The following is a 17,924-nucleotide window of genomic DNA, read 5'->3' on the forward strand; positions in this document are numbered from 1 at the left end:
CTCCGGGGATGCGGCCGACGCCTGGCTGAACAAGCTGGGCGGGCTGCGTGATGTCGTACGACAGGAGCTGGTGGCCCGGCAGCTCGACGAGCAGATAGCCGGGCGGTTCCCGGTCGGGCAGCGGCTGCGGGTGCTCGACGTGGGCATGGGCCAGGGCACCCAGGCGCTGCGGCTGGCCCGGGCCGGTCATCAGGTGACCGGTGTCGAGCAGGACCCGAAGATGATCGCGGCCGCCCGTGCGGAGCTGGCCGGCGAGCCGGAGGGGATCCGTGAGCGGGTGCGGCTCGTCCAGAGCGACGGGCGCGACACCGGCGTGCACTTTCTGCCGGGCAGCTTCGACGTCGTGCTGTGCCACGGCGTGCTGATGTACATCGAGGAGCCCGATCCGCTGCTGGCCGGGCTGGCCCGGATGCTCGCCCCGGGCGGGCTGCTGTCGCTGCTCGTGCGCAACGGCGACGCGCTGGCGATGCGGCCGGGACTCGGCGGCGACTGGGCCGGGGCGCTGTCGGCCTTCGACACCACCGCCTACCGGAACCGGCTGGGGCTCGACGTACGGGCCGACCGGCTGTCGGATCTGACCTCGACCCTCGCGGGGATCGGGGCGCCGCTGCACGCCTGGTACGGGGTGCGGGTGTTCACCGACACGGCGGCGGACGACGCGGAGATCCCGGCGGACGCCGAGGCGTTGCTGACGGTGGAGGAGCGGGCCGGGAAGACGGACCCGTACCGGAGTGTGGCGGCGCTGCTGCATCTGTGCGGGGTGCGCGGCTGATCCCGTTCGGGTGAGCAGCACGCGCCGGGCCCTCGCACCACGGTGAGACTCGGGGCATGGATGCTCGCCGTTTCCGTATCCGGCGTTCGGCCGCCGCGCTCACCGCCTTCCTCTGCGGCCTCGGTCTCCTCCTCGCCGCGTGTTCGTCTTCCTCGACCGGCACCCGCGAGAAGGAGGGCTCGACGACCCGGGCCGCCGCGCCGAAGGCGGTCCGGGCGGTCGACGACCTCCAGGACGGCTATCTGGAAGTGATCAAGGACGTGCTGCCGTCGGTCGTGCAGATCCGGGGCCGGCGCGATCTGGGGTCGGGCGTGGTCTACGACGACGAGGGGCACATCGTCACCAACGCGCATGTCGTCGGCGGCGAGAAGACCTTCCGCGTGACGACCGCCAACAGCGAGGACGAGCTGACCGCCGACCTCGTCTCCTCCTACCCGCAGCAGGACCTCGCCGTGATCAAGCTGGACAGCCCGCCGAAGGGGCTGAGGGCGGCGAGGTTCGGGGACTCCTCGAAGGTCGAGGTCGGGCAGATCGTGCTGGCCATGGGCTCGCCGCTGGGGCTGTCGTCCAGCGTGACGCAGGGCATCGTCTCGGCGACCGGCCGGACCGTCACCGAGGACGGGCGGGACGGCGGCGGTACGGGCGCTACGATCGCCAACATGGTGCAGACGTCGGCGGCCATCAACCCCGGCAACAGCGGCGGCGCCCTGGTGAACCTCGACAGCGAGGTCATCGGCGTGCCGACCCTCGCCGCCGTCGACCCCTCGGTCGGGGAAGCGGCGCCCGGCATCGGGTTCGCGATCCCGGCGTCGACGGTGCGGACGATCGCCGGCCAGATCATCGAGCACGGCAGGGTCGTCGACTCGGGGCGGGCTGCCCTCGGCATCGTCGGCCGTACCGTGGTGAACGACGAATACCGGGCCGCGGGGGTGGCCGTCGTCTCCGTGCAGGAGGGCGGCGCGGCCGACAGGGCCGGCCTGCGACGCGGGGACATCATCACCCGACTGGGGGACACCGACATCACCACCATCACCTCGCTGGCCGAGGCGCTGGCCGGGGAAAAGCCCGGTGACGAGACGACGGTGACCTATACGCGCAACGGCAGCCGCAAGACGGTCGATGTGACGCTGGGCGAGCAGTGACGGGAGCGGGCGAGGGCCGTGGGGCCCTCGCCCAGGTGCCTACGCGTCGGCGGCGCTCAGGCGCATCGGCCCGTAGATCTCGGTGGCGTCCTCGAACAGCCGCACCTGCTCCACACCGCCGTCGAGCAGCGCCTTCCAGTGCTCCCCGATCCAGGACTCGGCGTCCCCCTGGGTGGTGAACTCCTCGGGCTGCACCGCGGGCTGGACCTCCGCCCCGTCGGCCTTCTCGAACCGCCACGTCCATGCCGCCATGTACGCCTCCAAGGTCTCAGCACCTGCACAGGGAGAGCCGGATCGAGGTCCGGCTCCTCTGCTGAGCCTAGTCGTGGGGGTCCCTCCCGCTCGAGCGAAGTCGAGAGTGGGGGCGCGCGAGACCTGCGCCGACACGCGAAAATCGGTCCCGTGGAACTCACTCTCCTCGGCACCGGTGCCCCCGCGGGACTCCCCCGCCCCGACTGTCCGTGCGCCGCGTGTGCGAGCGCGCTCGGCGACGACGCGCGGACCGCCACCGCGCTGCTCGTCGACGGGGCGCTGCTGCTCGATCTGACGCCCGGGGCGGCGTTCGCGGCGGCCAGGGCGGGGCGTTCGCTGGCGAACGTACGGCAGGTGCTGCTGTCGCATCCGCAGGGCGGGCCCGCCGTCGAGGTGCCGGCGGGGGTGCCGCAGCCCGGGCGGGTGCCGGACGGGCGGGAGTTGGCGCTGCTGACGGGGCATCGGGTGCGGGCGGTGGCGATGGACGCGCCGGGCACGGGGTACGCGGTGACCGGGCCGGACGGTCAGCGGCTGCTGTATCTGCCGCCGGGCGGTGCGCCGGCCGGGCTGGAGGAGAGCGCCGTCGGGATGTACGACATGGTGGTCGCCGATGTCGTGGCGCGGCCGGACGCGCTGGCGAAGCTGCGGGCGGTGGGGGCCGTCGGGCCGACGACGGATGTCATCGCCGTACATCTGGACCATGACGTGCCACCGGGCGCCGAGTTGCGGCGGCGGCTGGCCGCGGCCGGGGCCCGGGCGGTGCCGGACGGGACGACGCTGGTGGTGGGGGCGTACGAGGACGTGCCGGACGTGCCGCGGCGGACCCTGGTGCTGGGCGGCGCCCGGTCCGGGAAGTCGGTGGAGGCGGAGCGGCGGCTGGAGGCGTTCCCGGATGTGCTGTACGTGGCGACCGGGGGCACGCGCGGCGGGGACACCGAGTGGGCGACGCGGGTGGCCGCGCACCGGGAGCGGCGGCCGGGGTCGTGGCGTACGGCCGAGACGTGCGACTTGGCTCCGCTGTTGGCCGAGGACGGGGCGCCGTTGCTCATCGACTGTCTGTCCCTGTGGCTGACGGATGCGATGGACTCCGTCGGGGCTTGGGATGACGCGGTGTGGGCGGATGGTGGGGAGCGGGCGCTTCGGGAGCGGGTGCGGGAGTTGACGTCGGCAGTGCGGGCGACACGGCGGACTGTCGTCGCCGTGTCGAACGAGGTGGGGTCGGGGATTGTGCCGGCTACGGCGTCTGGGCGGCGGTATCGGGATGAGCTCGGGCGGCTTAATGCTGCGTTTGCGGGTGAGTGTGAGCAGGTTGTTCTGGTGGTGGCGGGGCAGGCGGTGGTGCTTCGCGGATGAGAGTGCCTCGCGTTGTCGTTGTGCGTCTGCTGCGCCGTCGTGGCTGGTCGCGCAGTTCCCCGCGCCCCTGAAGGGGCGCTTCAGCTCAAGTTGGCTCCTTGCGGGCGATGATTCGGTACGCGTTCGCGTATTGGGTGTGGCGTAGGAACGGGGCCAGGGCGTGGTCCACGGCCCAAGCCACGGCCACCAGCGGGGAGCCCACGCTCGACAGCACCGACGGCAGCATGTGCGACAGGATCAGTGACGTCGCGGCCGCCAGGTCGTAGGGGATGTGCGCGGTGCGGTGGCCCGTCGCGACGATCGTGCAGCCCTGGGAGCGGAGTTCCTCGCACAGGGTCTCCATGGGCAGCAGGTGGAGGTGGCCCGGAGGGCTGTGCGGGACCCAGAGTCTGCCCAGCAGGGCGGCGAACAGGCAGCGTGGGTTGGGGAGTTCGAGGACCAGGTGGCCGCCGGGGCGCAGGGCGGTGAGGGCGGCGCGGAGTTCCTCTCGGGGGTCGGGGGCGTGTTCCAGGTGGCGGAAGATGCTGACGACGTCGTAGCGGGCGCGCAGGCGGTTCGTGATGCGGGGGTCGGTGAGGCGGCCGACGTGGGCCTCCTCCACTCGCTCGGCCACGCGCGCGTGCAGGACGCGGTAGGTCGGGTCCACGCCGTCGAAGGACGTGTACGGGAAGACGTCCTTGGCGGACTCCGGGAAGCGGGCGTATCCCGTGCCCACGTCCAGCCAGCTCTCCGGCTCGGGGAAGGCGAGCGCCATGCGGGCCGCGGCTCTCAGCCGGCGTGGGCCGCGCCGTGTGAGCCCCAGGTGGCGGGGGACGTAGGTGTGCTCCCGGCACCCGGCGGGGGTGAACGCGCAGTCGGTGTGGGGGCGTTCGGGGGGTGCGGTCGCGGTCATGGGCGGCTCCCGGGCGTGGGGGCGTACGACAGGGGCGTACGGCAAGGGCGGTGCGGGACCGTGCGAGCATGCCCCGACAATCCATTGCGAAACGGAACATATGGGATGACGATCTTGGGTGCAACGACGTCGCGTGGATAGGGGCGTGACGTGGCGGAGCCGGTGGTGGCCATGTGGCGCTGCTCTGTTCGACCGGTGCCGGTACTGTTCGGCGAATGAGCTCGCTTAATCTCGACGACTTCTCCGACCTGATCGAGCGCCCCGACGGTGGGGTGCGCCGTGACGCCGAGGCGCGCCGTGAGCGTCAGATCGTGCCGCCCGGGGCGCTGGGCCGCCTCGACGAACTGGGTGAGTGGCTGGCGGCGGCGCAGTCGGCCGTGCCGGTGCGGCCGATCGAGCAGCCGCGGGTCGTGCTGTTCGCCGGTGACCACGGCATCGCCGAGCTGGAGGTGTCGGCGCGGCCCGCGGGCAGCGCCGGGGAGTTGGTGCGGGAGATCCTCGAGGGCGGCCGGCCCGTGTCGGTGCTGGCGCGGCGGCTCGGGGTGCCGGTGCGGGTCGTCGACATGGCGCTGGACTGCGACCCGGAGTCGCTGCCGGAGGCGGTCGTACGGCATCGGGTGCGGCGCGGCAGCGGTCGTATCGACATCGAGGACGCGGTGACGCTCGAGGAGGCCGAGGCCGCGTTCCGGGCCGGGATGGCGGTGGCCGACGAGGAGGCCGACTCCGGTACGGATCTGGTGGTGCTCGGCGATGTGAGCGTCGGGGGTACCACGGCGGCGGGCGTGCTGGTGGCCGCGCTGTGCGGGACGGACGCGTCCGTGGTCACCGGGCGCGGTGGCCTGGCCATCGACGACCTCGCGTGGATGCGCAAGTGCGCGGCGATCCGGGACGCGCTGCGGCGGGCCCGGCCCGTGCTCGGGGATCAGCTTCAGTTGCTCGCGACGGTGGGCGGTGCCGATCTCGCGGCGATCACCGGGTTCCTGCTCCAGTGTGCGGTGCGGAAGGTGCCCGTGGTGCTGGACGGGGTCGTGGTGGCCGCCTGTGCGCTGGTGGGGCAGCGGATCGCGTTCCGGGCACCGGACTGGTGGCTGGCCGCGCACGACAGCGGGGAGCCGGGTCAGGCGAAGGCCCTGGACCGGATGGCCCTGGAGCCGGTGCTCGACCAGGGCGTGAGGGTCGGGGAAGGCGCCGGTGGGCTACTGGCCCTGCCGACGGTACAGGCCGCGGCGGCGCTGGCGGCGGAACTGCCGGAGAAGCCGAAGGAGTCGGAGCCGACGGAGGCCGCAGAGGCCGTAGAAGCCGCAGAAGCCGCAGAAGCCGCAGAAGCCGCAGAGGGATCATCGGATGCGCTGGGTGCTGCTGGAGCGTCGGAGGCATAGGAGGCCCAGGAGGCCCAGGAGGCGCTGGGGGCGGCCGGGGCAATGGAGGCGTGCGAGGCCCTGACTGCGGCCGGGCCGTAGGAGGCCCCACGTGGCGCTGCGTGCGACCCGATCGGGCTGCCCGCCTCGGACGCGCGGGTCGTCGACGCGGGGCCGTCGGCAGCCGTGGTGGGCTGGCCGTGTTTCTCGGATGGCGTCACGGGGCGTATGTGACGGCCGGTGTGGTGATCGCGGCGATGGTGGTCGAGGTCGTGGCTCAAGGAGAACCTCGCCGGGAAGGAGCACCTGGCGGCGATCGCCGCGGTGCTGGTGCTGTGCGCGGTGGCGGCCGTGCGTCAGTGGCGTTCCAGGGCCCGGCCCGGGTCCGCGTCGGGCGCGCCGCCGATCCAGTCCTGAAACCTGCGGCTGGGGCCGACCCAGCGCCGGTCGTGGTGGTAGGCCCGCAACTGGGCCTTGGCCCGCGCACGCGGGCGGCGGCGGTAGAGGCGTTTCGCCCACGGGGAGTCGGGACGGGCCAGGCGGACGGCGCCGAACAGGGCGATGAAGGGGACGATCACTCCGAAGATCGCGATCCGGGCCTTGCCCTTGGCCAGGGCGATCAGGGCGAGGAGGAAGTTCCCGATGACGGTACTGATCACCGACCCGCGGTCCTGGAGCTCGTCGTCGCTGAGGTCGTTGACGCCGAAGGGCGAGAAGCCGAGGAGGACCAGGCCGACCAGGGCGGCGGTGAGCACCACCACCTCGACGCTCTTGCGGCCGGCCTCGGTCCAGTAGACGTCGTGGAGGTGCAGGATCAGCGCGAACTCGTCCATGACGAGGCCCGCGCCGATCCCGAAGATCACGGCGGCCACGGACGCGGGGAAGCCCCGCTGACCGCCGGCGACCGCGCCGAAGCCACCGATGATCGTGAGGATGACTCCGGGGACCACGTGGTGGATGTGGACGGAGCCGGTCTCGATGTTGCGGAACGGACCCTTGCCGGCCCGGATGAGGCGGGTGATGACCCGGGTGACCACGAACGTGACCACGAAGGCGGCCAGGGCCAGGAGCAGGGGGAGCTTCCCCGGTTCGACGATGTTGCGCTGCCACCAGTCACCCATGTTCTCAGTGTGTCCGCGGCAGGGGTGGGCTGCCCGGCGGGAACGGCCCCCGGGCTAGTCTGCGCGGGTGTCCACGCCCCCGCCGCACCTGCACGGTCTCCGCTTCGCCTTCGGCACCCTGAGCGTGCTCCCCGTCAAGGTGAGCCGCTGGGACCGTGAGACGGCGCGCGGCGGAATGCTGTGCGCCCCCCTGGTCGGGGCGGTGCTGGGCTGCGCCGCCGCAGCCAGCGCGCTCTTCCTGCTCTTCCTCGGCACCGGCCCCCTCCTCGCCGCCGTCGCGGCCGCCGCCGTCCCCGCCGTACTCACCCGGGGGCTGCACCTCGACGGGCTCGCCGACACCGCCGACGGGCTCGGCAGCGGCAGGCCCGCCGAGGACGCGCTGCGGATCATGAAGCAGTCGGACATCGGGCCGTTCGGCGTCATCACGCTCGTCCTCGTGCTGCTCGCGCAGATCGCGGCGCTGGCCCGGCTCTACGACGGCTCATGGGCCCGGGGCGCCCTCGCCACCGTCGTCGCGGCCGTCGCCGCCCGTCTCGCGCTCACCCTGGCCGCCCGCACCGGCGTGCCCGCGGCCCGCCCGGAGGGGCTGGGGGCCGCGGTGGCCGGAGTGGTTCCGGTACCGGGCGCGGTGGCCGTCGCCCTGGCCGTGACCGGCGTCGCCGCCGCGGCGGGCGCGCTCCTGGGGACGGACGACCTCGCCCGCACCGCCCTCGCGGTCCTCGCCGCGCTCGCCGCCGCCGAAGTCCTCCTGCGGCACTGCGTCCGCCGCTTCGGCGGTGTCACCGGCGACGTCTTCGGCGGCCTCGCGGAGACGGCGGCGACGACCGCGCTGGTCGTGCTGTCACTGGGCTGACCCCAGAGCGTGCGGCAAGGTACCCCACGGGTGATCGCCCGTGCCCGGCACCGCGCAGTGCACCGTGGCCCCGCGAGCGCGTGCCGACTCGGTGAGATCGACCCCGGCCGGGACGCCGTACACCAGGTGGCACAGCCGCACTCCGCCGCCGTCCCGCCATTGCGGCGGGCCGAGCCGGGTGTACGACGCCCAGGTGCCCTCGAACGTGACCAGGAGGTCGGCGATCCCGGCGTACGACGGGTGCGGTGCGGTGCCGTGGTTCAGGGCGAGCGTGCCGCGGCCGGCGCCCCGGGCCGCCGTCGCGAGCCGCCGGTAGTACGGGAACTCCTCGCTGCCCGCGGCGACCTGGTCGAGGAAGACGCCGTCCGTGCCGTACCAGTCGCGGTGCCGTGCGAGGTCGTGCACGACGGCGGTGTGTGGCCGGCGTCCGTAGTCGGTGTCGGCGTAGCCGAGCACCCGCACCTCCGCCGCCCGTAGCCGGGCCGCGACCTCGGCGAACGCCGGGTCGGGCGCGTAGCCGGGGCCGCTGGCCGGGTTGAGTACGACCGCGTAGAGGCGGGGTGCCGCCGCGATGATCGCCTCCCATTCGGCGGGGCGGACGGACGGGTGCTCGTAGTAGGGGATTAGCAGGTCGTTCATCGGTGGGCGGTCGCCCTCCCCAGCAGGCCGCAGACCAGGGCGGCTTGGGCGATCGCCGCGGTGCCGTGGACGATCGGGGCGATCCAGTGCGGGCTGCCCGTGTGTGTGGCCAGGGCGATCGTCTGGGCGAGGGCCGCCGCGGAGCAGACCGCGGCCGCGCCGAGCACCGCGCCGAAGGACTGGAGCAGCAGGCCCGTCCACAGGACGACGCCGAGCAGGAGGAGACCGGCGAGGCGTACACCGGTGACGCCGGTGGCGAGGGTGAGAGCCAGGAGGGCGGCCAGGTAGACGGCGAGACATTCGGCGACCTTGAACGCCGTTGTCCGCCGGAACGCCCTCGGGGTGCGGCTGGAGCGCAGTCCGGCCAGGCTGCCGCTGCGGAAGCGGTACAGGAGCCATTCCGCGGGGCCCATGCTGAGGGTGAGGGCGACGGCGGCGGGGGTGTCGCCTACGGCTGCGTAGAGGACGAGGGTGCCGGTGGCGAGGCCGAACAGGGCGTATGGGAAGGATGCGGAGAGATGGGGGCCGCCCGTCGTCGTTTGGCTGCGGGTTCGTTGTGGCTGGTCGCGCCCACGCGGCGGTAGCCGCATATCCAATACAGCCCCGCGCCCCTTTGGGGCGCGTACGGTGGGGGCCACTTCGAACAAACCCAGGACTGCGACCACCGCGAGCGAGCCCGACAGCAACGCCAGTCTCGCCGCGTCCGGCACTGGATGGATCAGCGCCAGCACCGCTCCCACCGCCATCGGCAGCAGTGCCGCCAGCAGGGTCCGTTCGCGGCCCATCACCAGCAGGGCCGTCGCCGCGCCCAGGTAGCAGGACTGCCCGGCTGCGAAGGCGATCGCCGCCGGATCTCCCGTACCGGCCACAGCGGCCGCTACAAGCGAGCCCAGCAGGGCTCCCGCCGGTGCGCCCCGCAGCAAGGTGCGGCGGGCCGCCGTGCGGTCGCCCAAGCCGAGCCAGGAGTACGCCCGATGGGCGAGCCCCTGGTTCCAGGTCCAGCCGCACAGGGCGCCGGCCAGCAGCGGGACCGTGCCCGCCGGGAGGCCGAAGTCGTCCTGCGGGCCGGCGAGGAGAGGCGCGCCGAGGACGTAGCCGAGGCCGGGGAGGGCGAAGACCAGGCCGCGCAGGAGACAGCCCAGCAGTCCCACCTGCCAGGGGTCGTGGACCGGGCCGTCCGGCTCGGAGTAGCGGCGCTCGACGCGTTCGTACAGTTCCTCGGCGAGGGCGAAGGAGTTCTTGACGCCGTAGCGCTCGCGTATCTGGTCGTCGGACAGGCCGTCGGACTCCAGCAGCGCGGCGATCTCGTCGGGGTGGACGGCGGCGGCTATGAAGTCGTCGAGGCGGGCGGCGAGTTCGTCGACGGGGTCGGGCCGCGCCCAGCGGGGTCGCCGGGTGCGCTGGCGCGGGACGGCGGGCAGGGTGTCGGGGCGGGCGCCGGGCGGCATCCGGATGCTTCCGCTCACCAGCCGGTTCCGTCCGTCGCGAGCTTCTCGTACCAGGGGTCGCGCAGTTCGAGGGTCCAGTCGGCGACCGTTTCGAGCGTGGGCTCGTAGACCTCGGGACTGCCCGCGAGTTCCTGGTAGATCGTCCGGAAATTGTCCACGGAGCGGCGCAGGGTGAAGCGGTCGATCACACGTTAGCGGGCCGACTCGCCCAGTGTCAGGCGCCGTTCGTCGTCGCGCAGGAGGGTGAGGGCGGCGGCCGCCATCTTCTCCGGCTCGCGCGGCGGGACGACGAGGCCGGTGTCCCCGACGGCCTCGCGCACTCCCCCGACGTCCGTCGAGACGGTCGTACGGCCGCAGGACATGGCCTCGATGATGGAGAACGGGAAGCCCTCGGAGATGGAGGACAGCATGACGAGGTGGCCGGCCGCGTAGGCCCGCCAGACCTCGCCGATGCGTCCCTCGAAGGTCAGGCCGTCCCGCACTCCCAGCTCCGCGGCGAGCTTCTCCAGCCTGGTGCGGTAGGCCTCGCCGCCGGGCGGGACGGGGCCGAACAGGCGCAGGCGGGTCTCCGGGAGTTCGGCGCGGACCATGGCGTAGGCCCGTAGCAGGGTCTCAAGGTCCTTGATGGGGTCGACGCGGCCGCACCAGGTGAGGGTGGGGATCTCCGGCTCGGGTCCGGCGTGCGGGAAGGCGTGCGGGTCGACGCCGTTGTAGACGGTGCGGATCTTGTCGGCGTCGGCGCCGCCGCGCTCCTCCCAGCGGCGGTTGTACTGGTTGCACGGGGTGATCAGGTCGGCCGTGCGGTATCCATGGGAGTTCAGCTCACGGTAGAAGCCGAGCATGAACGCCTTCACGGGCCAGCGCTGGGCGGCGCTGCGGTAGCCGAGGTAGCGCTCGCGGAGATAGATGCCGTGCTCGGTGAGGAGAAAGGGGACGCCGTCCAGCCTGCGGGCGGCGAGGGCCGGGAGGGTGGCGAGGCCGCTGCTGACGGCATGGGCGACCGAGTCCTGCGGGATGCGGGTCCCGAGCGGGCGCAGGGCGTGTTCCAGCAGGTCGGTGGCGGTCAGGGCGTCGTGGACGGTGGGGTGGGCGGCCGCGGTCGGCAGATGCGGCATCGTCCAGATCCACATCAGCGACCGCAGCGCGGATTCCGTGCGCAGGGCCACCGACAGGCGTCCGGCGCGGGCGAGTTCGGCCAGCTCGTCCAGGGCCTCGCCGAAGTCGCGGTGGGCCTCGGGGTCGAGGAAGGAGAGCAGGAAGCGCTCGTAGGCGTCGGTGAAACGGCGACGGGCCCGGCCGTACGGCGCTCTCCCCCGCCCCGGACGCGGGCCCCAGGTCGGGACGGAGGTGTGACGGCGGACGTTCGGCGGCAGCTCCCAGGTGACGGGTTCGCGGCCGGTTCCGGTGAGCGAGACGATGTGGAAGTCGACCTCGGGCATGCCCTTGACGAGCTGGTCGCACCAGGTGCTGACCCCGCCGTGGACGTGCGGATAGGTGCCTTCGGTGAGCATGGTGACGTGCATTTCGCTGCGCGGCTCCCCCTGTTTCGGATTCTGTAGGGGGGAACTGCTGCCCGGACCCCGACTGCGGGTCTCGTTGTGGCTGGTCGCGCAGTTCCCCGCGCCCCTGAGGGCGTTACTGCTACGGCAGTTTGAGCGTGAGCGCGGACTGCAGCGCCGTCGGCCTGGTCCAGGCCGAGCGCCTTCCCGCGTACGGTGTGCCGAACTCGGCGGTGCCGAGCAGGAGTTGCTTGGTGGTCCCTTCCGGTGCCGTCACCGGGATCTGTGTCCCGGACGGTGCTGTGACGGTGACCGTGTTGCCGATCCTGTACGCCGTGACGGAACCGTTGGCGAGCGCGGTCTGCCAGGTGGCGCGGCGCTGGAGTTCGATGCCGATGGCGCTCTGGGCGACGTTCTGCAGGGGCGTGTTGTCGGCGAAGAGCGCCCGGTAGTCGGCGAGCACCTTCTCCAGGACCGGGTACAGCGTCCGGTCCTCGGCCAGGTTGGACTGGTGGGCGTAGTGCGGGCGCGGGTCGTTGCCGATCACATGGCCGAGGGCGGTGCGGGCCTCCTGCGGGACGATGTGCTCGGCGTAGCCGGTGGCGGTGTCCAGCGGCTCGTCCAGGCAGGTGGCGGCGGGGTTCGACTCGCACACGCCGCTGCCGCCGTCGGCCGCCGAGGTGTAGACCCAGTTGTACTCGTCGACCATCTCCTCCTCGGTGCCCACGTTGTAGTACACGTTCATCGGGTGGCGGGGCACGGTTCGCGCGGCGCCGACCGGACGCTGGGCGGGCTCGCGGGAGTTGTCCGAGGCGATCCACTTGACGCCGTTGTCGGCGAGGGCGCCGGCGAGGTGGGGGTTGTCGTCGGGCTGCTGCGGGAGGGTCTTCAAGCCGGAGTGCTCGCCGGTGACCAGCTCGGTGCGGTCGAGCGGGAGGCCCTTGGCGACACCCCAGTTGTAGTTGTTCCTGATCTCTGCCGAGATGTCCGCTCGGCTCATGTACCGCGTCGAGCCGTCGGCGTTCTTGGCGCAGCTCCAGGGGACGGTGGAGGTGTCCTGGACGCAGCCGAGGAACGGGTGTGTGTAGGTGTGGTTGATCCAGCGGTACCGCGCCTTGTCGGCGAGCAGCCGGTCGGTGAGGGCGTCGGTGCCGCCGTGCTGGGCCTTCCACTCCTCTCCGGAGCCGGCGTTGTAGACCATGTCCAGCGTGAACCCGTGCTCGCGCTGCCACTGGGCCGCGTACTGCGCGTCGGCCGCCGTCATCCGGATCGGCGCGGTCCCCTCGCCGTCGCCGCCCGCGCAGTCGAAGTCGCCGGGCGTGCAGTTGCGCTCGGTGTCCCAGCGGCTGTCGGGCGCGAAGACGTCGTCGACGTGCACCGCGAAGTAGTGGCGCGCCCGGCCCAGGTGCACGCCCTGGGTGAGCCATTCGACGATGCCGCGGGCCAGCACCCGGAACTGCTGCTGGTACTCGTTGTACGCGAAGGTCACGACGAGTTCGCGGCGCCCGTCGTGGGCGTACTCGCCGATCAGGCTGCCGCGCCCGGAGCCGCCCGGCACGGGCACGTCGACGTAGCTGGTGAAGCCGGTACGGGGCTTGGCGATGTAGCCGTAGCTCTCCAGTACGGCCGGGTCGTTGTCCTCGAACGTGAAGGCTCCGTCGAGATAGCCGAACCAGCCCGCCTTCCCCTCGGTCGTGACGGACGCCTCGCGCCCGTCGAGGGTACCGGCCCAGCCGCCGTCGCCGGTGTGTTCGAGGCCGACTCCGGGGTGGGCCCAGGTGTAGGCGTCGACCTGCGGGATGCCGTAGGTGCGCTCGTAGCGCTCCAGCGCGGTCTGCTCGGCGGAACCGGCGCCGAACGGGGCCTCGTTGGGCAGGACGACGCCTTGGAACTTCGCACGCGGAACGCCGTTCACCGTGTCGCTGAGGAACGTGTCGGTGATGGTCGGGCGGTCGGTGTCGTTCAGGTCGACGGTCGTGTACGGGATGCCGGTGCTCCTGAGCTGGGCGGTGATGGCCCGGACGGGGCTGTCGCCGTTGTCCACGACCAGCACCCTGAGATCGATGCGCGGTTCCGCGGCGGCCGCGGCGCCGGGTGTGCCCTGCCCCAGGGCCAGCAGACCGGCGGCCGTGACAGCGGCGGCGGCATTTCTCCATCTGCGCGCGGTATGCGCCATTGATTGCCCTTCCCCCCAGAAGATCCCGTCGAGATCATGCGGTGCGGCGAGCCGACGGCTCACCGGAACCAGACGAGTGTGACTCAGCTCACCGGTGGAGGGGATCAAGAAACGGCCGCGACGCCACCGACAGGTGAACGCCCGCAGGAATGAGCGAACGCTCACACGAGCGTAGGCTCGTCCCGAGTGTTCGCCGTACCGGGGAAGGCCCCGCTGACACCGCACCCGCCAATACCGCACCGGTAGGTCGGAACTAGGGTCGGCCGTCGGGCCCGGTCGACCCACACCAATCGGCCATCGCAACTTCACATCGGAAGCGAGATTTCACCACCGTGACTGCTCTCACTCTCAGCACCGCCGCGGCGCCCGGCCTGCGGGCCGACGCGATCGTGATCGGTGTCGCCAAGGACGCAGGCGGCCCCGTCGTCGCACCGGGCGCCGAAGCCGTGGACAAGGCGTACGACGGCAGGCTCGCCGGCGTCCTGGAGACCCTCGGTGCCTCGGGCGCCGAGGGCGAGGTGACGAAGCTCCCCGCACCCGCCGGCTTCAAGGCCCCGCTCGTGGTGGCGGTGGGGCTGGGCGCCGCGCCCGAGAAGGACGCCGCGTACGACGCCGAGGTCCTGCGCAAGGCCGCCGGTGTCGCCGCCCGCGCCCTCGCCGGCTCCAAGAAGGCCGCGTTCGCGCTGCCGCTGGGCGACTCCGGTGACGTCGGCGCCGTCGCCGAGGGCGTGCTGCTCGGGGCGTACGCCTTCGACGTCTACAAGGAGAACGCCAAGGACACCGGCAAGGGCGCCCAGGGCAAGAAGAACGGCAAGGCGCCCCTGGCCGAGGCCGCGCTGCTCGGCGCCAAGCCCCGCGACAAGGCGCACAAGGCCGCGGTCGAGCGCGCCACCGCCGTCTCCGAGGAGCTCAACCGCGCCCGCGACCTGATCAACACCCCGCCCAACGACCTCACCCCCGAGTCGTTCGCCGCGGTCGCCACGGCGGCGGCCAAGGAGCACGGCATCAAGGTGCAGGTGCTCGACGAGAAGGCGCTGACCAAGGGCGGCTACGGCGGCATCCTCGGCGTCGGCTCCGGCTCTGCGGCGGGCCCGCGGCTGGTGAAGCTGTCGTACACCCACTCCAAGGCGGACAAGCACCTCGCCCTGGTCGGCAAGGGCATCACCTATGACTCGGGCGGCATCTCGCTGAAGCCGGCCGGGCACAACGAGACGATGAAGTGCGACATGAGCGGCGCGGCCGCCGTGTTCGCCGCCGTCGTCGCCGCCGCGCGGCTCGGGCTCCAGGTGAACGTCACCGGGTGGCTGGCGCTCGCCGAGAACATGCCGTCGGGAACCGCCGTGCGGCCCGGTGACGTGCTGCGCATGTACAGCGGCAAGACCGTGGAGGTGCTCAACACGGACGCCGAGGGCCGGCTGGTGCTCGCCGACGCGCTGTGGGCGGCCTCGCAGGAGAAGCCGGACGCGGTCGTGGACGTGGCCACGCTCACCGGCGCGATGGTGCTGGCGCTCGGCCACCGCACGTTCGGTGTGATGGCCAACGACGACGCGTTCCGCTCCGCGATCGTGGAGGCGGCCGAGGAGGTCGGGGAGCCGTCCTGGCCGATGCCGCTGCCGGAGCACCTGCGCAAGGGGATGGACTCGCCGACCGCCGACATCGCCAACATGGGTGAGCGGATGGGCGGCGGGCTGGTCGCCGGTCTCTTCCTGCGGGAGTTCGTGGGCGAGGGGATCACCTGGGCGCACCTGGACATCGCGGGACCGGCGTTCAACGAGGGCGGGCCCTTCGGGTACACGCCGAAGGGTGGTACGGGGTCCGCTGTGCGGACGCTGGTTCGGCTGGCGGAACTGACGGCCTCCGGCGACCTGGGCTGACGTCGGTTGTTGTGGGCGGGACCTCGCGCGCGGGTAGGGCGAGGTCCCGTCGCCCACTGGCTCGGGGCTCCCTGTCGTATGGCGGCTGCGGGTCGTGGGTGGCTTGTCGCGCCCGCGCGGCGGAGCCGCATATCGATTCGGCCCCGCGCCCCTTAGGGCATCACCTCGCCCCATGCTTGAAAGCTGAACGTGGGACGTCTCACACACCGGCCCGGCGTCTCGTTCGGTGTGGACAAGTGCGAAGATGGGCCTCGGCAGGACAGGGCCCCCACCACAGGGCCGAAGAAAGAGCGGCCGGACACCAGCCGCCGACCGGTCAACGCTGACCGGCGTACGGCGCACATGCATGGAGGACGTGACGTGGCGAACGACGCCAGCACCGTTTTCGACCTAGTGATCCTCGGCGGTGGTAGTGGCGGTTACGCCGCGGCCCTGCGCGGGGCGCAGCTGGGCCTGGACGTCGCCCTGATCGAGAAGGACAAGGTCGGCGGCACCTGCCTGCACCGGGGTTGCATCCCCACCAAGGCCCTGCTGCACGCGGGCGAGATCGCCGACCAGGCTCGCGAGAGCGAGCAGTTCGGTGTGAAGGCCTCCTTCGAGGGCATCGACATCGCCGGGGTCCACAAGTACAAGGACGGCGTGATCGCCGGCCTGTACAAGGGCCTGCAGGGTCTCGTCGCCTCCCGCAAGGTGACGTACATCGAGGGCGAGGGCCGGCTGTCCTCCCCCACCTCCGTCGACGTGAACGGTCAGCGCGTCCAGGGCCGCCACGTCCTGCTGGCGACCGGCTCCGTGCCGAAGTCGCTGCCGGGCCTGGAGATCGACGGCAACCGGATCATCTCCTCGGACCACGCCCTCGTCCTGGACCGCGTGCCGAAGTCCGCGATCATCCTGGGCGGCGGCGTCATCGGCGTCGAGTTCGCCTCCGCCTGGAAGTCCTTCGGCTCCGAGGTCACCGTCATCGAGGGCCTGAAGCACCTCGTCCCGGTCGAGGACGAGAACAGCTCCAAGCTTCTTGAGCGCGCCTTCCGCAAGCGCGGCATCAAGTTCAACCTCGGCACCTTCTTCCAGAAGGCCGAGTACACCGCCGACGGCGTCAAGGTCACCCTCGCCGACGGCAAGGAGTTCGAGGCCGAGGTGCTGCTGGTGGCGGTGGGCCGCGGACCCGTCTCCGCCGGTCTCGGCTACGAGGAGCAGGGCGTCGCGATGGACCGCGGCTACGTCCTCGTCGACGAGTACATGCGCACCAACGTCCCGACCATCTCCGCCGTCGGCGACCTGGTCCCGACCCTCCAGCTCGCGCACGTCGGCTTCGCCGAGGGCATCCTGGTGGCGGAGCGTCTGGCCGGTCTGAAGACCGTCCCGATCGACTACGACGGTGTCCCCCGCGTGACCTACTGCCACCCGGAGGTCGCCTCCGTCGGCATCACCGAGGCCAAGGCCAAGGAGATCTACGGCGCGGACAAGGTCGTCGCTCTGAAGTACAACCTGGCGGGCAACGGCAAGAGCAAGATCCTGAACACCGCGGGCGAGATCAAGCTCGTCCAGGTCAAGGACGGCGCGGTGGTCGGCGTCCACATGGTCGGCGACCGCATGGGCGAGCAGGTCGGCGAGGCCCAGCTGATCTACAACTGGGAGGCGCTGCCGGCCGAGGTCGCCCAGCTCGTCCACGCCCACCCGACGCAGAACGAGGCGCTCGGCGAGGCCCACCTGGCCCTGGCCGGCAAGCCGCTGCACTCGCACGACTGACTGACCCTCGGTCGAAACACGTCGAAGCGACGACACAGACTTCCGCAATTCGTTAGGAGCAACCGAAACCATGGCGGTTTCCGTAACCCTTCCGGCGCTCGGCGAGAGCGTCACCGAGGGCACTGTCACCCGCTGGCTGAAGGCCGAGGGTGAGCGCGTCGAGGCCGACGAGCCGCTGCTCGAGGTCTCCACCGACAAGGTCGACACCGAGATCCCCTCCCCCGCCGCCGGCGTGCTGGCCTCCATCAAGGTCGCCGAGGACGAGACGGTCGAGGTCGGCGCCGAGCTGGCGGTCATCGACGACGGCACGGGCGCGCCCGCCGCCGCGCCGGCCGTCGAGGAGGTCCCGGCCCCCGCCGCCGAGCCCACCCCGGCTCCGGCCGCCGAGGCTCCGGCCGCCCCCGCCCCCGCCCCGGCCGCCGCCCCCGCCGCTCCGGCCGGTGGCGCCGCCGAGGGCACGGACGTGGTCCTGCCCGCGCTCGGCGAGTCCGTCACCGAGGGCACCGTCACCCGCTGGCTGAAGTCGGTCGGCGACAGCGTCGAGGCCGACGAGCCGCTGCTGGAGGTGTCGACGGACAAGGTCGACACCGAGATCCCCGCCCCGACCTCCGGCACGCTGCTGGAGATCGTGGTCGGCGAGGACGAGACGGCCGAGGTCGGCGCCAAGCTGGCCGTCATCGGCGCCGCGGGTGCCGCTCCGGCGGCCGCCCCGGCCCCGGCGGCCCCGGCTCCCGCCGCCGCTGCCCCGGCGCCGGCCGCCCCCGCGGCCCCGGCCCCCGCGCCTGCCGCTCCGGCC

The 17,924-nt window shown here is 72.5% G+C and carries 14 protein-coding genes and 2 pseudogenes; 9 read left to right on the top strand and 7 right to left on the bottom strand.

What is annotated here, in order from left to right; translation table 11 throughout:
- Window positions 1-70 precede the first annotated feature (70 nt).
- Together ACP4J3_RS47315 and ACP4J3_RS47320 are read left to right on the top strand one after the other, a co-directional pair.
- On the top strand, window positions 71-772 hold the full coding sequence (locus ACP4J3_RS47315) for a class I SAM-dependent methyltransferase (RefSeq protein ID WP_426543842.1): 702 nt from the start codon (window positions 71-73) through the stop codon (window positions 770-772).
- Between the two features lie 56 nt (window positions 773-828).
- Window positions 829-1,914, top strand: a complete 1,086-nt coding sequence (locus ACP4J3_RS47320; RefSeq protein WP_426543844.1) for a S1C family serine protease — start codon at window positions 829-831, stop codon at window positions 1,912-1,914.
- 39 nt (window positions 1,915-1,953) lie between these two features.
- Here the strand turns inward: ACP4J3_RS47320 and ACP4J3_RS47325 are convergent, their stop codons facing one another.
- Window positions 1,954-2,166, bottom strand: coding sequence for a hypothetical protein (locus tag ACP4J3_RS47325; protein WP_426543846.1), 213 nt, complete (start codon window positions 2,164-2,166; stop codon window positions 1,954-1,956).
- A 150-nt stretch (window positions 2,167-2,316) separates the two neighbouring features.
- On the opposite strand from ACP4J3_RS47325, the gene ACP4J3_RS47330 reads away from it, so the two are divergent.
- Window positions 2,317-3,519 (top strand): bifunctional adenosylcobinamide kinase/adenosylcobinamide-phosphate guanylyltransferase, encoded by a 1,203-nt coding sequence (locus ACP4J3_RS47330; RefSeq protein ID WP_426543848.1) that lies wholly within the window; start codon window positions 2,317-2,319, stop codon window positions 3,517-3,519.
- An 85-nt stretch (window positions 3,520-3,604) separates the two neighbouring features.
- Here ACP4J3_RS47330 and ACP4J3_RS47335 read toward each other — a convergent pair whose 3' ends face one another.
- On the bottom strand, window positions 3,605-4,411 hold the full coding sequence (locus ACP4J3_RS47335) for a class I SAM-dependent methyltransferase (protein ID WP_426543850.1): 807 nt from the start codon (window positions 4,409-4,411) through the stop codon (window positions 3,605-3,607).
- A 215-nt stretch (window positions 4,412-4,626) separates the two neighbouring features.
- On the opposite strand from ACP4J3_RS47335, the gene cobT reads away from it, so the two are divergent.
- Together cobT and ACP4J3_RS47345 are read left to right on the top strand one after the other, a co-directional pair.
- Window positions 4,627-5,790, top strand: coding sequence for a nicotinate-nucleotide--dimethylbenzimidazole phosphoribosyltransferase (gene cobT, locus ACP4J3_RS47340; RefSeq protein ID WP_426543852.1), 1,164 nt, complete (start codon window positions 4,627-4,629; stop codon window positions 5,788-5,790).
- Between the two features lie 108 nt (window positions 5,791-5,898).
- Window positions 5,899-6,186, top strand: a pseudogene (locus ACP4J3_RS47345) (hypothetical protein); the annotation flags it as partial.
- Here the strand turns inward: ACP4J3_RS47345 and ACP4J3_RS47350 are convergent.
- Entirely contained in the window at window positions 6,126-6,890 is a 765-nt protein-coding gene (locus ACP4J3_RS47350; RefSeq protein ID WP_426543854.1) for a hypothetical protein, read from the bottom strand. The pseudogene ACP4J3_RS47345 and the gene ACP4J3_RS47350 overlap by 61 nt on opposite strands.
- A 67-nt stretch (window positions 6,891-6,957) precedes the next feature.
- Here ACP4J3_RS47350 and ACP4J3_RS47355 point away from each other — a divergent pair, with 67 nt between their 5' ends.
- Window positions 6,958-7,743, top strand: coding sequence for an adenosylcobinamide-GDP ribazoletransferase (locus ACP4J3_RS47355; RefSeq protein ID WP_426543856.1), 786 nt, complete (start codon window positions 6,958-6,960; stop codon window positions 7,741-7,743).
- Here the strand turns inward: ACP4J3_RS47355 and ACP4J3_RS47360 are convergent.
- The 4 genes and pseudogenes from ACP4J3_RS47360 to ACP4J3_RS47375 form a co-directional block, all read right to left on the bottom strand.
- Window positions 7,732-8,382: a spherulation-specific family 4 protein gene (locus tag ACP4J3_RS47360; protein WP_426543858.1), complete on the bottom strand. Its 651-nt coding sequence runs from the start codon at window positions 8,380-8,382 to the stop codon at window positions 7,732-7,734. The genes ACP4J3_RS47355 and ACP4J3_RS47360 overlap by 12 nt on opposite strands.
- Complete coding sequence (locus tag ACP4J3_RS47365) at window positions 8,379-9,848, bottom strand: hypothetical protein (protein WP_426543860.1); 1,470 nt, start codon at window positions 9,846-9,848, stop codon at window positions 8,379-8,381. Before ACP4J3_RS47365 ends, ACP4J3_RS47360 begins: the two co-directional genes overlap by 4 nt.
- Window positions 9,845-11,341, bottom strand: a pseudogene (gene pelF / locus ACP4J3_RS47370) (GT4 family glycosyltransferase PelF). Before pelF ends, ACP4J3_RS47365 begins: the two are co-directional and overlap by 4 nt.
- 130 nt (window positions 11,342-11,471) lie before the next feature.
- Window positions 11,472-13,505: a hypothetical protein gene (locus tag ACP4J3_RS47375; RefSeq protein WP_426543862.1), complete on the bottom strand. Its 2,034-nt coding sequence runs from the start codon at window positions 13,503-13,505 to the stop codon at window positions 11,472-11,474.
- Window positions 13,506-13,837: 332 nt separating this feature from the next.
- On the opposite strand from ACP4J3_RS47375, the gene ACP4J3_RS47380 reads away from it, so the two are divergent.
- The 3 genes from ACP4J3_RS47380 to ACP4J3_RS47390 all read left to right on the top strand — a co-directional run.
- Window positions 13,838-15,379, top strand: a complete 1,542-nt coding sequence (locus ACP4J3_RS47380; protein ID WP_426543864.1) for a leucyl aminopeptidase — start codon at window positions 13,838-13,840, stop codon at window positions 15,377-15,379.
- Between the two features lie 360 nt (window positions 15,380-15,739).
- On the top strand, window positions 15,740-17,128 hold the full coding sequence (gene lpdA / locus ACP4J3_RS47385; protein ID WP_426543866.1) for a dihydrolipoyl dehydrogenase: 1,389 nt from the start codon (window positions 15,740-15,742) through the stop codon (window positions 17,126-17,128).
- Between the two features lie 70 nt (window positions 17,129-17,198).
- The coding region (locus ACP4J3_RS47390) for a biotin/lipoyl-containing protein (protein ID WP_426543868.1) at window positions 17,199-17,924 on the top strand (726 nt) is incomplete at its 3' end.

Origin of the sequence: Streptomyces sp. UG1, assembly GCF_049974585.1 — a bacterium.
GTDB lineage: Bacteria > Actinomycetota > Actinomycetes > Streptomycetales > Streptomycetaceae > Streptomyces.

Coding starts and splice junctions, on each gene's coding strand:
- ACP4J3_RS47320 (WP_426543844.1), top strand. CDS start 829: ATGGATGCTCGCCGTTTCCGTATCCGGCGTTCGGCCGCCGCGCTCACC.
- ACP4J3_RS47325 (WP_426543846.1), bottom strand. CDS start 2,166: ATGGCGGCATGGACGTGGCGGTTCGAGAAGGCCGACGGGGCGGAGGTC.
- ACP4J3_RS47335 (WP_426543850.1), bottom strand. CDS start 4,411: ATGACCGCGACCGCACCCCCCGAACGCCCCCACACCGACTGCGCGTTC.
- cobT (WP_426543852.1), top strand. CDS start 4,627: ATGAGCTCGCTTAATCTCGACGACTTCTCCGACCTGATCGAGCGCCCC.
- ACP4J3_RS47350 (WP_426543854.1), bottom strand. CDS start 6,890: ATGGGTGACTGGTGGCAGCGCAACATCGTCGAACCGGGGAAGCTCCCC.
- ACP4J3_RS47360 (WP_426543858.1), bottom strand. CDS start 8,382: ATGAACGACCTGCTAATCCCCTACTACGAGCACCCGTCCGTCCGCCCC.
- ACP4J3_RS47375 (WP_426543862.1), bottom strand. CDS start 13,505: ATGGCGCATACCGCGCGCAGATGGAGAAATGCCGCCGCCGCTGTCACG.